This is a genomic window from Acinetobacter piscicola (genome assembly GCF_015218165.1).
GTDB lineage: Bacteria > Pseudomonadota > Gammaproteobacteria > Pseudomonadales > Moraxellaceae > Acinetobacter > Acinetobacter piscicola_A.
On record NZ_CP048659.1, the window covers coordinates 2,782,161 to 2,797,656 of the forward strand.

The 15,496-nt window shown below is 40.0% G+C and carries 7 protein-coding genes and 1 other RNA gene; 1 reads left to right on the top strand and 7 read right to left on the bottom strand.

Annotation, left to right across the window (positions count from 1 at the left end; translation table 11 throughout):
• Positions 1-66: 66 nt before the first annotated feature.
• A non-coding RNA gene (gene ssrS / locus G0028_RS13630) (6S RNA) lies at positions 67-249 on the top strand.
• 304 nt (positions 250-553) lie between these two features.
• Here the strand turns inward: ssrS and tauD are convergent.
• The 7 genes from tauD to G0028_RS13665 all read right to left on the bottom strand — a co-directional run bounded on the left by tauD (position 554) and on the right by G0028_RS13665 (position 15,485).
• The gene (gene tauD / locus G0028_RS13635) at positions 554-1,399 is read right to left on the bottom strand and encodes a taurine dioxygenase (RefSeq protein ID WP_130074939.1); all 846 of its coding nucleotides are present in this window, start codon (positions 1,397-1,399) and stop codon (positions 554-556) included.
• Between the two features lie 10 nt (positions 1,400-1,409).
• A complete protein-coding gene (gene tauC, locus G0028_RS13640; protein ID WP_130074940.1) occupies positions 1,410-2,285 on the bottom strand; it encodes a taurine ABC transporter permease TauC in 876 nt (291 codons plus the stop codon).
• Complete coding sequence (locus tag G0028_RS13645) at positions 2,286-3,071, bottom strand: taurine ABC transporter ATP-binding protein (RefSeq protein ID WP_180045314.1); 786 nt, start codon at positions 3,069-3,071, stop codon at positions 2,286-2,288.
• A 10-nt stretch (positions 3,072-3,081) separates the two neighbouring features.
• A complete protein-coding gene (gene tauA, locus G0028_RS13650) occupies positions 3,082-4,116 on the bottom strand; it encodes a taurine ABC transporter substrate-binding protein (RefSeq protein WP_180045315.1) in 1,035 nt (344 codons plus the stop codon).
• Positions 4,117-4,305: 189 nt separating this feature from the next.
• Positions 4,306-5,883, bottom strand: coding sequence for a Na/Pi cotransporter family protein (locus G0028_RS13655; protein ID WP_130074943.1), 1,578 nt, complete (start codon positions 5,881-5,883; stop codon positions 4,306-4,308).
• A 265-nt stretch (positions 5,884-6,148) separates the two neighbouring features.
• On the bottom strand, positions 6,149-7,339 hold the full coding sequence (locus tag G0028_RS13660; protein ID WP_227554820.1) for a putative solute-binding protein: 1,191 nt from the start codon (positions 7,337-7,339) through the stop codon (positions 6,149-6,151).
• A 367-nt stretch (positions 7,340-7,706) separates the two neighbouring features.
• Positions 7,707-15,485, bottom strand: coding sequence for an Ig-like domain-containing protein (locus tag G0028_RS13665; RefSeq protein WP_194088725.1), 7,779 nt, complete (start codon positions 15,483-15,485; stop codon positions 7,707-7,709).
• Positions 15,486-15,496: the final 11 nt, after the last annotated feature.

Below are 15,496 nucleotides of genomic sequence, written 5' to 3' on the forward strand. Positions count from 1 at the left end.
TCATAAAATTGCTCATTTTCATATGGATGGGCATTTGCCTGCTCACTGAGAATATGTATACTTAGTATAACTCTGGGATGTTCGCCAGTACGTCTATTCCCCTGCCGATACTTAAACTTACGGATGCGTTCTGTGTATTTTGAGTGTATGCCCATCTTCGAGTGGGAAACCCATTAAGTACGCGTCGTGTCCACCTTGAACTCATCGGGTTCAGGGTAACGACCATGCAGCGGCATCTTCGGAGCTATTGATTTTAAAACATAACAACAACTTAAAAAAATACGCACTTTCACTATCTAGTAAAATCTCAATTTAATATTAACTAGGCTTATAGTAGGCTCTAAAAAATATTCAATTATTTATTTTATATATTTTTAATAAATTTAATCTCAACTAATCTATCAGAGTTTATTTTATTTATATTATGAATCAATTATTTATTTTATTTAAAAAAATCATAAGATATGATCTCTGTCCTCCTATAGTCTTACAATAAGGACAATAAATCGAGTCTCTAAAATCAAGATTTACTGCCCCGATAATCCATAAGAAATTAACTTGCTTGTTGATAATATGGCACAGTGCCATTGATCGTTGCACGATGCATAATCCGATGTGCATCGCCATAATCAAACAATGCTTTATGTTGTGTACAACGATTATCCCAAATCGCTACATCGCCCTGTTGCCATTTCCAACGCAAATGGAAATCTGTCTTCACAGCGTGGTCAAATAAAAAGTCTAATAATGTCTCACTTTCTGTTTCAGACAATTCATTGATTCGTGTCGTAAAACCTTCATTGATAAATAAAATATCTTCACCTGTTTCAGGATGACTACGAATTACAGGATGAATGACGGGTGGATTGTTCCGAAAAGATGCTTCAAGTTTTTCACGTGATTCAGGTGTCGTACCGAAACGCTCTAATGGAAATGATTTACGGATATCATGTGTTGCAGTTAAACCACGTAACTTTTGTTGTAGTGCTTCAGGTAGTGCTTTAAAAGCTGCCGTACCACTCGTCCATAAGGTATCACCACCCACTTCAGGAATTTTAATGGCTTGCAATACACAACCTAGCGGTGGCGTATGACTAAATGTCACATCGGTATGCCACAGTTCATTGTCTCGCAGATCTGTTTCATGACTATCTAAAATAATCACCTCAGGTGCATCTTTCATCGATGGATAAATTGGATGAATGTGTAATTGACCAAAAGACTTCGCAAGTTTGACCTGTTGCTGTGCTTGTAACTGTTGATTCCTAAAGAAAATCACTTGATATTGCAATAAAGCTGCATGTATCTCTGACAAGATTTGTGGATCGGTCAAATTTAAATCCACATTTTCAATAACTGCGCCAATATTGGCTTGAATAGGCTGAATATGTAATGTCATGATGCATCTTCTATAATTGTTGACCGTACCAAGGCGCTAATTGCTTTTGCAGCCAACGTAAAAATAATTCAAAACTCACTGCAACCATAGCAATCACAATGATACCGAGTACCACTGTATCGGTAATTAAAAACTGCGCTGCGGACTGCACCATAAAACCAATACCACGATCTGCAGCAACCAACTCAGCCGCGACTAAGGTTGACCATCCCACCCCAAGACCGATGCGTATTCCTGTTAAAATATGTGGCAAAGCCGTCGGTAGAATCACATATTTCAATACTTGTAAGTGTGTTGCACCCAAAGAAAGCGCTGCTCGTTCACGGTTTTTTTGATGGCTCAAGACCCCATGTGCAGAACTGATAATGACGGGCGCTAAAATTGAAAAGAAAATCAATAAAACTTTGGTTGTTTCACCAATGCCAAACCAAATGACCAATAAAGGTAAATATGCTAACGGCGGAATTGGACGTAATAATTCAACCAAAGGATCAAGCACTGCACGTACCCATTTATTTAAACCCATCCATAATCCAACAGGCACACCAATTACGATCGCAGCAATCAATGCAGTCAATACTCGACTAATACTTTCTGCCAAATGTTGCCAAAGCGTGGCTTTCATAAACCCTTCTTGGCTTACAATCACAAACTTTTGCCACACTGCGCTTGGCGAAGGTAAAAAGAGCTCAGGGACTAAATGCAATGCGCTGATCCCGAACCACAGCAGAATAATCGTACTAATACTGCCCAAACTCATCAAAAGACTTAAATTTTTCGTCATAAACTTTGGAAATTTAATCTGTGTTGATGCTGTGCTATGCTCCTGAATTGCTGTAGTATCGTCTAACGATTTTTGAGCAATTTTCTGAATTTGACTATTCATTTAAAGCTCCAAAGCATGTAATTTCTGATCTTTTAAACGTTCAAATAATTGCTCACGTAGTTGAATAAAATACGGATCGGATTTAATTGAACGAATAGATTCTCCTTGACGATAGCGCTGTGCAAAATCTAAATGCAACGTTTCCACAATGGTTCCTGGTCGGGCTGTCATCAACACCAATTGATGACTCAGCAATAAAGCCTCTTCAATATCATGCGTGATTAAGAAAAAGCCTTTATTTTTCTGAATCCACAAATTCAACACCAACTCTTGCATGTTCTCACGGGTAAACGCATCCAACGCTGCAAATGGTTCATCAAGTAAAATAAACGGTGCATGGCTGATCAATGCACGGGCAATGCCGACACGCTGTTTCATTCCCCCCGATAATTGCCAAATATTCGCCTCTGCAACATGCGCTAAACCCACTGTTGTCAAAATTGCATCAACTTGCTCTGTAATTTCTGAGTCTTTTAGACCTTTTAATTTCAGTGAAAAAGCCACATTTTCAGACACATTTAGCCATGGCAATAAAGCATGTTCCTGAAAAACAACGGCACGGCGTGCATCGGGCTGTGTCAATATTTCATCATCAATTTTCACCACACCCGCGTCAACGTGCTGAAAACCTGCCAAAATATTGAGTAAGGTGGTTTTACCACACCCCGACTCGCCTAAAACCACCGTCAAAGATGACTCAGGGACGTCTAAATTAATATTTTTCAGTACAGCAACATCTTGATTTGCATAATGCAATGTAATGTTTTCAGCTTTTAAAACAGACATGGCTTACTCCTCAAGGCTGCACAAATTTAGGGTTAATATTGTCCTGATAACTTTGTTTAACTTGATCTACTTTGCCTTGTGCTTTTAAGAATGTAGCTGTATCAAAAATATTTTTGGCAAATTCCTGTTGCAAGCGTTGTGCTTGTTGTTGCTGATTCAGATAAATATTACCTGACAATAACAAAGCAATGTCTTTTGGATCTGAACCTGTTAATGAAGAAATTTTCTTAATATTTTCGGCATCTTGTTGAAATTTTTCTGGTGCTTGATTATAGCGGTCGATTTGCTTTAAAGACGTTTGTACAAAAGCTTTTAAAAATTGAGGATTTTTTTCTGCAAATTCTTTACGTACCACCCAAACATCATACGTTGGGGCGCCCCATTCACCGACTTGTTTAGAATCCGTCAACACGTGACCCGTACTTTTTGCTTTGCTTAATGCAGGCTCCCAAACATAAGCAGCATCAATGTCACCACGTTCCCACGCTGCTGAAATTTCAGGTGGACGTAAGTTAATGATTTTTACTTGTGATTCTGCAATCTTCCAATGTTTAAGCGCTGACAATAGACTGTAATGCGCAGTCGAAACAAAAGGCACTGCGATGGTTTTATTGATAAGGTCTTGTGGTTTTTGAATGTTCGCTTGATTGCGAACAATTAAAGCTTCTGAAGCCCCTAATTTTGCTGCAATGAAAAATACATCAATAGGTAAATTACGACTAGCAGCCGCAGCAAATGGGCTCGTGCCAATATTACCAATATCAACATCGCCTGATGCTAAAGCATTCACAACATCTGCACCCGTATCAAACTTTTTCCACGTAATTGCCTGTTGACTCTCTTTTTCATACTCACCATTTGCTTGTGCAACTTTACTAGGATCTACCCCCGTTTGATAAGCAATAACCACAGCTGAATCAGACTTTTGCGTAGAAGTACTTGCAGCTTCAGGCGTGACATTTTTATTTTTTTGGAGATAAATAAATGCCACAATTGCCACAATAACAATCGCAGTAATAATTAGTGGTTTAGATGATTTACTCATATATTTTTCAGGAAAAGCAAGGACTAAGCATTATGCTAGCCCCTCTACTTTCAATTGAAAAATAACTTAACTACGTTTAGTTATCACATTTTTGTATTTATCAATTTATGATTTAAATGGATGAAATTCTGAAATCAATAGCAAACAAAGGCTAAGACCCTAGACTCTATATTCTCATTGTTCCGTTTTTTAGCCTTCATATAAAACATTGGAAAAACGATAAGTATGAGCAATCAGACGTTCAATCCAACGCTGTGCTGCCAGTAATTCTAAACTTTTTGCAGCATTCAGCTGATTTAACACCGTATATTCCAACACTTCACTACGAATCTGTGCTCGATGTTTGCTCGCCCATTTCTTCAAACTGTTCAATTCTGTACGCAATTTTTCAACTTGTTGATGCTCACTTAAATGGGCAATATCTTCAATATAACTGTCTAAAATGTGTGAATAATCCAATGCTAATTGTAAAATTGCGGGATGCATTCGCAGAATAAGTGCATTCTCAATTTGTGCTAAATCGCTACGCAGAACTCTCACATACACCATGACTCTTAAAATAACGAGAAAATGCTGTTGTAACTCAGGATTATCGGTGATGGTAATTTTTTCTAAATAACGTTCTAATTGTAAAATGATTTCATCTAAAAGTTTCAGCTCACTTGGACTCGGTAAAATACCATCACGAAATACGTTGTGTAAGGTCTTAAATATTTCAAATAAAATATGATGCTGTACTGTTTCTGCGGCTTCAATAGCAACGATCGGTATTTGTAAATTTGCAGTATCCAAACAATTTAAAATACTTGGTGAATCTTCAGATAATAACAGAATCACCCATTGCTCAATTTTTTTCAATATCGGTATAAAAATCAATGCACCAACCACACTAAACAAAGTGTGAAATAACGCCACAATGACTAAACTGTCCCAACGACTCAGCCAAGACACATGCTGATATAACCACAACAAAGCAGGTGCTAAAAATAAAAAAGCGACCAGTGCAGCCACAACATTGAACATCACATTGACCAAAACCGTACGTTGCGCATTGATGGATGCACCAATGGCAGACAACACTGTGATCCCCACTGCACCAACATTTTGTCCAATCACCAAATACAAAGACTGTGATACATCAATGGCGCCACTAGCTAAAGCAGCTAAAGTGGCTGTGATCGAAGCACTTGAAGACTGTAAAATCAAGCTCATGACGATACCAATGGCAACGAGCAGTACCTTTGCCCAAAATCCATCTGCACTTAAAAATGAAAGATCAACTCGATTTGAAAACCCCGTCATGGCCTCTTGTAAAATCGCAATGCCAAAAAAAATCATACCAAAGCCCGCCAAGATAAGCCCAAACAGTTTCAAGCGATCTTTAGCAATCAAATGCAGCATTGCACCCAAACCAATAAATGGCAGTGCAAACATTGAAATGGAAAATTTTAAACCAAGAAATGCCACCAGCCATCCTGTACTGGTCGTCCCAATATTTGCACCAATAACCACACCTATCGCTTGGGCAAAAGTCATCACCCCTGCACTGACAAAACCCACTGTAGCAACTGTCGTTGCAGTGGATGAATTGACCAAAATCGTCAAGCCAATGCCTGTCAATACCGCTTTACTCGTAGTATTGGTAAATTGGGTAAATAAATGTTTTAAGGTTTCGCCTGCAATATTTTTTAGCCCATGCGTCATCAATGTCATGCCAAGCAAAAATAATCCTACACCACCACAAAGCTCTGCAAATACTTGAAACACATTTTTCCCTTAATCTATGGTGTTGATCTATTTAACTGTTCTATTTAAAAGCTCAATATAATGAAAATCGTATAGACTAAATATTAGCCAAATGTATAAATGTGAAATAAAATCAGGTTCCTTGATTTAACAAGCAACCAGCTAAAATCAACCTTATATTAAAAATAAGTAAAGTAAAGCAACTCAAACTATTGTCTCAGTTCACTTAAATAAAAATGCCCATTTTCAGAGCATTTAAAATTACGACATTCAAAACCAATATGAATTATTCATCATTTAAAGCACATTCAAAACTACTCGGATTTTGTGCACAACGCACTTTCTTCAAAATTTTCATCATCGCAGGGTCATAATAACCTTCTTTGGTCATCTGAATACGCGCTTCACGCATGATTTTGATATAGCCTGGTTTATCTGCTTCACGCATTTCCATCCAATATTTTGCGGGAATTTCTTTTTCAATTTTATCGACAAACTCAAAAGCAGGACTCAGTTGTTTAGAAATGATTTCGCGGGCAATTGATCCCATTCCCGCAGGAAATTTATTGCGTTGCATGATCAATGTCCCTGTGACTTGAATAAGAGGAAACCGAATAATTCCCCCAACAGTTTTGCCATTTTTATCATTCATCCCTTTTTGTAATTCTAAGGGTTTAAACAACAAAGCAGGGCCAGCCATGATGTCAACTTCTTTATTATTAAACTTGCCACCTACAGTGAGTAAATCAACAGAAATCGGCTGTGCACCAACATTTTGTACCAATTTCTTTTGTGTACCATCAAAATTCATCACTGCAACTTTTTTACCTGCTGCTTTGGCTAAGGTGTCAATTCGGCGGTCATTCACCATAATATAAGCCGCACCCAAAGGGACAATTCCGACCACTTCATAGTCTTTATTGACCATTTTAGCATCATACTCAGGTCGTGCTAAAAGTTGTATCACGGCAGACAATTGTTTATAGCTTTGTACTGCACCAATAGCATCTATACTGCCAACAAATGGGTTAAATTGGCGTGCACGTAAATTACTAATTCCTGCGCCATCACAACGTTTACTTCTAAAATCTTCTGTTAAAACACGCTCATCGGTATATACGCGTAAGTTGAGTTCAGTACTGGCTTTTTTCTTTAATTGTGGATAATCCATATCTATGCGCATTTGCAGCTTCGATGGTCGGATAATTTTTAAATCAACACCAAACTGCTTTGCCACTTGTGCAATGCGAGGTAATTCACTGATATAGCTCGTTGCTTGTTCAAAGGCTTCACCATTGGCACCATCAGGCGAATAGACACACAAAGTCACTTGTTTAGGAATTTGCGCCCAAACTTTTGGATCGTTCATCAATTTTTTAATTTTTTGTTGTGAATGCTCAGATAAAGTTAAATCGAGCTTCGGAGCAGGCGCTGCATATACTGAATTTGACATCGCAAATGGTACCCAAAAAACCATTGCCAACGAGATGTTTTTACACAGCTGTACTGTACATTCTGTCCATTTTTTAGAGTTTTGTATGTTCATTTTATTGTCCATTTTATCAATATGTTCGTGAATATCTTCAACGAGTACATCATCCTGATCTATCTTTTTAAGTTAAGCGATGTATCCACAGATTCAATTGACTCTAAACAGCCAACTTTTGTCAAAAATGTAAAATTTTTAAATTTATTTTTTACACTTGATTATTTAATGATTTATCAATATGTTAAATCCAATAAAAAACTTACCACTTATCCGATTATGCTGTGATCACTCGGCAAAGATAAAAAGCTCCCGAAGGAGCTTATATATTTAGAAAAATATTGTGCTGATCAAATCATCAGATGATGATTTGATTATTTTGCAATAATTGTTCAAGAGTAAGGTCGGTCGTTTGGTTGCTCAAAATCAATAAATCAGCAGACTGATAATTCGTTCCAGTACCATCACGGTCAATTGAAATCACCGCTTGGTCTTGCTCTGCATCATAACTTACTTTTAAGTATTCATTGATATTTTCAAGACTCGCATTGTGATCAAGTAATGCCGAAACATCTATCTGATCTGTAGATGCAAAATCATTGACAGGCGTTAAGCGATTTCCACCCAAATCATCATCATTTAATACATTAAAAATTAGATCTGCATCTTGCTCAACCGCTGTATGCTCAACAAATGCCATTGCTTTAAATGCTGCATTTGAAGATGGATACAAGGTCATATCAAACTCAAGTTCTGAACTGGCTGCTGAATGATTAGATTGTTCTGTAGCAATGGCTTCTACTTTCACTTTTAAGCCCAAAGATGAACCTGTTACCACAAAATCTGCCGGAGCAACAGCAACCAAGCTTGCACCATCTAAAGATACGCCATCGGCAACCAAACTTAATTGCCCTTGGGCATTGGCTGTACCTAATAAAAGACGTGAGCCATCTGCAGCCAATGCATAAATCATCATGCCTTCAACTAAACCTGAGAAATTTAAGGTCAAGCTTTCTGAGCCATCGATATCATTCAGACTTGTATTAAGCAATCCAAGTGAAATATCTTGTCCAACTTCACCACTTAAGTTGAAGTATGGACGATGGAAACCATTTTCATCTTTATCAGTTGCACTGCCTTGAATCAGATCTGATACTTTCCATTCCACTGATGGATTCGCTTGATGATAAAAATCATTCAAACTTGACAAAGCAGTCTCTAAATCAGGGTAATAACTGATTTTATCCCCATGTGACTGATCTATTAATTGGAAGTCATAGTTGCCTTGACCCGCTTGATTATGCATATAAAAATCAAAGGTATAGAAACCTGACTCTGCTGCGACAAAGCTGTAATCCACAGACTGATTTAATCCCCCCCAACTTACATAGACTGGATCTTCATTCCCAATGATGAGCATACCACTGTCATCTGCCTTACCTTTGTAATTATAGGTATGCCCTTTTTCTAAATAGACATAACCTGTAATCGCAACCCCTTTATAGGTTGCAACATTACTATCTGCCAAGCTTGAAGTTTCACCACTCGTTGCTGGTTTATGTGTTGTGTTTTTATCACTGGTTAAATAGTTAAATACTGTTTTCAAAGTATCTGCTGGCATGCCACTACCATTACCTTGTAACAAATTATAGGTTTTTCCATCAATGGTGACAGATTTCAAACCTTCCCATGTTTTAATATTTAAATTAAGTGCGGTTGGACTCCAATCCAACAAGTCAAGTGATAGGTTTGGTGTATCAGCAACAGCTTCAACCATCACATCAACAGAACCTGTAGAAGTATTAATCCCATCATGTACCTCAAAATCAAGCGTTGTATATGCTGAATCGGCAGTTGTTGATGCTTCATTTAAATCAGGTTGAAAACTTAATTGACCTGCATCAAGATCTGCTTTAGTTAAGCCTGTCAGCACATTGACATCGGTCACTGCCTGACCATTTAAATACAAAGTCCCGTTTGCTGGTAACTGCGTGAATGAAATAGTTAACTTACTTAAATCAGTACTGTTATCACGAATACCTAAGTGTGCCCAAGTAATCACAACAGAAGTATCTTCATCTGTTTTAATCACAAATGATTGAATATCTGGAGCTGCATTATCAATATCTTCAGCATCTGAGCCTGCTAAACCAAGGTTACCAACTAAATCTTGATAACTGCCTTTAGGCACCGTCACTGTGATAATGTCATCGACAGGCATCTCAATCATGGCGTCAAAGTTTAATGCACTACTGTCAGATATGTTCCATTTCACAGGAATCACATTACCCAAGGTATCTTTCACAGTAACTTGTGATAAATCGATACTGGTTGGATCAACATCTGGAGCATATTTCAGTGTAATTTTACCTGTTGTATCAATATCTACAGTCACTTTTGGTGGTTCAATATCAACGGTTACATCACGTGAAGCATCATCTGAAGTCGCACCCGATGTATTAGATGTCGCTTGTGCCGTAATATCAAAATCTTGTGCAACATCTGCTTTAGGTACATTCACGGACCAAGTACCATCAGCATTTACTGTCACTTGTGAACCTGTGTATATCTTACCTGCAATGGTTACTGTCATGCTGACATCTGGATTACTGACTTTACCTGTAATGGTCACAGTATTAGCAAAATCAGCATATTCAGCTTCATTGATGACATCATTACCAGACACCAGATCAATCGAAACAAATGGCAAGCTAATCGTATCTGCTATAGGCTTTTCATCTTGATTTTTTGTCTGTGCAGTAATTTGGTCATTTGTACCTTCAAGAATTTCTGTTGTTAATTCCCAATATCCATGTTCATCAGAGCGAATTCCTTCAACTACCGTACCATTCGGCAGAATTACAGTGACGTCTTGATTTGCCCCTGTCAGACCTGTAATCAGCTTATCATTTGAGCCTACAATTGAGGTGACACTGGTAATCTTGATGGTGATATCTGTATCGGTAGCCCCCAGACCTACATTCCCCACTAAGTCTGTATAACTTTGATCTTTAACCATTACCTCAACGGTAGTGCCTTGTTCTGTATTTTGAAGTTGCGCGGTCCACGTGCCATCAGCATTTTCAATTAATGTCCCTGGTTTTAATTGTCCCCCTGTAACCACGATATCAGAAGCATCAAAACCTTGAATGAGTTCATCAAAGATGAAATTCACCGAAGTTCTATCTTCACTTATTGCAACTTTTACAGTTGGCGGCAAGGTATCCACAATTACTGTAGCTTGCCCACCCGTACCTGGATTACCTATTTTATCGACATAAGTTGGATGGCCATCTTTGTCCTTCGCAGGTACTTCAACTTTTACTTCAGTGTCAACATTTGGTGGTACTTTACCTGTCCAAGTAATCCCTCCATCAGTTGATGTCAGTGGTGGAACAGTTACAGGATTACCATCTTTGTCTTTAAGTGGATTGCCGTCTTTGTCGGTAATCACGATGTCCGTGTTTGGATCAATGGTGCTTGGATCAATATCTGGATCAAAGGTCACTTTGATATTACCGTCGGGAGTAATTTCAACAGTCACAGCCGGAGGCGTGCGATCAAGTCCTGGTTCGTTGTCTGTATCCGTCAGTGGATTGCCATTGCGATCCGTTGTGGTTCCTGTGACATCGACACCACCATCGGCAATGCTTGGTGGCACTGTGCTGGTGAAGTGACCGTTGCTGTCGACTGTCACGGTCATGGTTTCGCTGACAGGGTTGCCGTTTGGATCTTTGCCTTCAACCACAAGTTCAACCGTTGCACCCGGTGGGACATCGGTGGTTGAACCGGTGATTTGTCCATCAGGGGTCACATCCACTGTGATCTGACCTGGCGTGCGATCAAGTGCTGGTTCGTTGTCTGTATCCGTCAGTGGATTGCCATTGCGATCCGTTGTGGTTCCTGTGACATCGACACCACCATCGGCAATGCTTGGTGGCACTGTGCTGGTGAAGTGACCGTTGCTGTCGACTGTCACGGTCATGGTTTCGCTGACAGGGTTGCCGTTTGGATCTTTGCCTTCAACCACAAGTTCAACCGTTGCACCCGGTGGGACATCGGTGGTTGAACCGGTGATTTGTCCATCAGGGGTCACATCCACTGTGATCTGACCTGGCGTGCGATCAAGTGCTGGTTCGTTGTCTGTATCCGTCAGTGGATTGCCATTGCGATCCGTTGTGGTTCCTGTGACATCGACACCACCATCGGCAATGCTTGGTGGCACTGTGCTGGTGAAGTGACCGTTGCTGTCGACTGTCACGGTCATGGTTTCGCTGACAGGGTTGCCGTTTGGATCTTTGCCTTCAACCACAAGTTCAACCGTTGCACCCGGTGGGACATCGGTGGTTGAACCGGTGATTTGTCCATCAGGGGTCACATCCACTGTGATCTGACCTGGCGTGCGATCAAGTGCTGGTTCGTTGTCTGTATCCGTCAGTGGATTGCCATTGCGATCCGTTGTGGTTCCTGTGACATCGACACCACCATCGGCAATGCTTGGTGGCACTGTGCTGGTGAAGTGACCGTTGCTGTCGACTGTCACGGTCATGGTTTCGCTGACAGGGTTGCCGTTTGGATCTTTGCCTTCAACCACAAGTTCAACCGTTGCACCCGGTGGGACATCGGTGGTTGAACCGGTGATTTGTCCATCAGGGGTCACATCCACTGTGATCTGACCTGGCGTGCGATCAAGTGCTGGTTCGTTGTCTGTATCCGTCAGTGGATTGCCATTGCGATCCGTTGTGGTTCCTGTGACATCGACACCACCATCGGCAATGCTTGGTGGCACTGTGCTAGTGAAGTGACCGTTGCTGTCGACTGTCACGGTAATGGTTTCGCTGACAGGGTTGCCGTTTGGATCTTTGCCTTCAACCACAAGTTCAACCGTTGCACCCGGTGGGACATCGGTGGTTGAACCGGTGATTTTACCGTCAGGCGTGATATCTACTGTAATAGAGCCCGATGTACGATCTAATGCAGGTTCAGCATCTTTTGCATCTAGTGGATGATTGTTTGCATCCTTGGTTGTCGCAATAACTGTGATATTACCATCTTCAAAGTCTGTAGGTACTTTTGCTGTATAGTGGCCGTTGCTATCTACAGTGGCTTGAATTTTCTTTTCAATTTCAACGCCATTTTTGTCTTTACCAATCACAATCAATTCGACTGTTTGACCTGGAACGACTTCGAGTGTTGTACCTGTAATATGACCTTTACTATCGACATCAACCGTAATACTGCCTTGGGTAATTGGATCACGGACAGCAGGTGCTGAATCAATTGTTGTACCATTATCCACCACAGAAGCTTTTGCTTCGATAGAGTTTTGACTTCCAACTTGATCTGCTGGGACTTGAATAGACCACGTACCATCTGAATTCACAGTAACTTTTTTAACAGGATCTGTTGAATTACTCGAATACTCAACACCATTAAAAGTCACTGTAACATTAGCATTAGGATTGCTGATTGTACCGGTCACTTTCATTGTGGTTTGAGTGTCAATATCAGTACGTTCCGAAGGATCAATAACATCATCACCCGCAATAACATCAATGGTGATAAATGGTAGCTTCACTTTATCTTCAATAATGACATGATCTTGGTTAGGCGTTGTTGCTGTCACAAAATTACCATCTTTCAATGGAAAATCTGTGGTGACTGTCCAGTTACCATTGACATCAGAAGTGGTGATTAAAGGCTTGTCTGAACCTGGCACAGTCACTGTTACCGTTTGATTTGGCTCCGTTTTACCCGAAATAATCGCATTACCATCGGTATTTGGCTTAACACTGTCAATTTTGATCGTAATAACTTGATCTTGATGACCTGAACCCAAGTTATTCGTTAAATCTGTATAAGTATCATCTTTTACTGTAACTTCAACAGTGGTGCCATCTTTTGGCATTGAGTCTAGTTTTGCAGTCCATTTGCCATTACCTAGATCAGTCAATGAACCCGGTACAAGCTTAGAACCCGCAACTAAAATATCTTCTGAAGTAAAGCCTTTTACAACTTCAGAAAAATCAAAATGTACAGTCCCATCTGCATCAATAGTCACAGTCAATTTTGGTGCAAGCGTGTCTACATTTTCAGTATCAGTACCTTTTCCACCTTCATTACCCGTTTTATCTTGGTAACTTCCTTCAGGGACAGTGACGCTAACACTGCCTTCTACGCCTTCAGGAATTTTACCTGTCCACGTAACCCCACCATCTGTTGAGGTTAATGGTGGAACGGTGACTGGATTTTCATCTTTGTCTTTCAGAGGGTTACCATCTTTATCCGTAATCACAAAATCAGTATTCGGATCAATGGTTGATGGATCAACATCAGGATCAAATGTCACTGTGATATTACCATTTGGATCAATATTCACAATCACTTGCGGTGGTTGAGTGTCCACAGCTTTGCTTTCTTGATCAGGATTACCCTGATTGCCATTCAAATCTTGATAACTACCATCAGGGACAGTCACCGTAATTTTGCCATCAAAACCATCTGGGACTTGACCTGTAAAAGTCAAACCATCTTCGCTCGGCGTTAGTGTTACAGTAACAGGATTACCATCCTGATCGATCACCGTAATTTTACCTGTTTCAATGCTTGAAGGATCTACATCAGGATCATAAGCAATGGTGATTTTACCCTCTGGGCTAATACTCACATTGACATTCGGAGGTGTCGTATCTGTACCAACTTGATTCTCTGCATCATTCGATGGGAAAACCGTACCTGTCGAATCAGTTACTTGACCTTTGGCTATAATGGTATTTTTACCATTTAAATTGATATCTTCAACAGGAACATTGATTTCCCAAGTTCCATCTGCATTCACTTTAACGTCAATGCCAGAGTATTTTTTACCATTAAAAGTAATGGTCATATCAGCAGTTGGATTACTCACCGTACCCGTGATTTTTACAGTCCTAGTTGCTGGGTCAGTTAATTCAGCCAACTCTTCTTCATTGATAAAATTATCACCACCGACAATATCAATACTCACAAACGGTAAAGGTACTTCATCAGATGCGCTTTGATCTGGATTTGAGCTATCTGGATTGGGTACAGTGACAGTAATTGATGAACCATCTTGTAACGGATCAGTCGTGGTCATCGACCATGTTCCATCAGGATTTGAAGTCGTCGTATAGGTTTTACCTGTTGCAGGATCCTTTAACGTAACTTCGGTGTTGGGTTTGGTCACACCTGTCACGATAGAACCACCACCCACTGTATCAGGTTTGATTGCAGTGACTTTTACAGATACATCCTCATCTGAACCTTCAATGCCGGCATTACCCGCTTGATCTGTATAACTGCCATCTTTGACAGAAACTTCAACAGCAGTACCCTTTTTCAAATCTGAAAGAGTTGCTGAATATGTACCATCTGGATTTTTAACTAAAGAATCAGGATAAATTTTCCCGCCATTAATCACAATATCGTTAATATCAAAATCATCAATATCTTCGGAGAAAGTAAAGGTAACTTTACCTTTGCCTGTGGCATAGTCTGCTTCAATTTCTACTTGGACAGAAGGTGCTGTTTCATGGATCACCGCTTGGTCAGGTACTGACTCTGCTGATGTTCCCCCCTCATTGGTGATGGTTGCAGTGACTTTAAGCTCAGTCCCTTCAGCAGGTTTATCCACTTGAACTGTGATTTTGCCTGCATCAATATCCGCTTGCGTCAAAGTATGCGTATAAGCTTTGCCACTTTGATCTTTGAGTGTGATTATATCGCCTGTAACTGCACCAGTCGGAATCGTCACAATAATATTGAGCTGTGACGCACCACCAGTTTCACTACGATTTAATAGACCATCATTATTTTGATCATTCGCAATTTCAACTTTTGGTGCATCTAAAATTTCAACTTTAGGCTCATTTTCTGGCTCTGAATGGCTTTTATCATCATTAGTCGCCGCAATAATTCCACCTGTTACCAATCCACCGACAATCCAGGGTAAAGGACCAACACCACCGGTACTTGTGCCTGTAATGATCGGAAGAAGTTCTTCAAGACCTGTTAATTCTTTAAAGCTTGCAATTCCATCTTGCCAAACCAATTGCTCAAAAGCACAAACCGTACCATCAAAAACTAAATCAGATGTTTCACCATCAGCAGCTTTCACAAAATAATTTT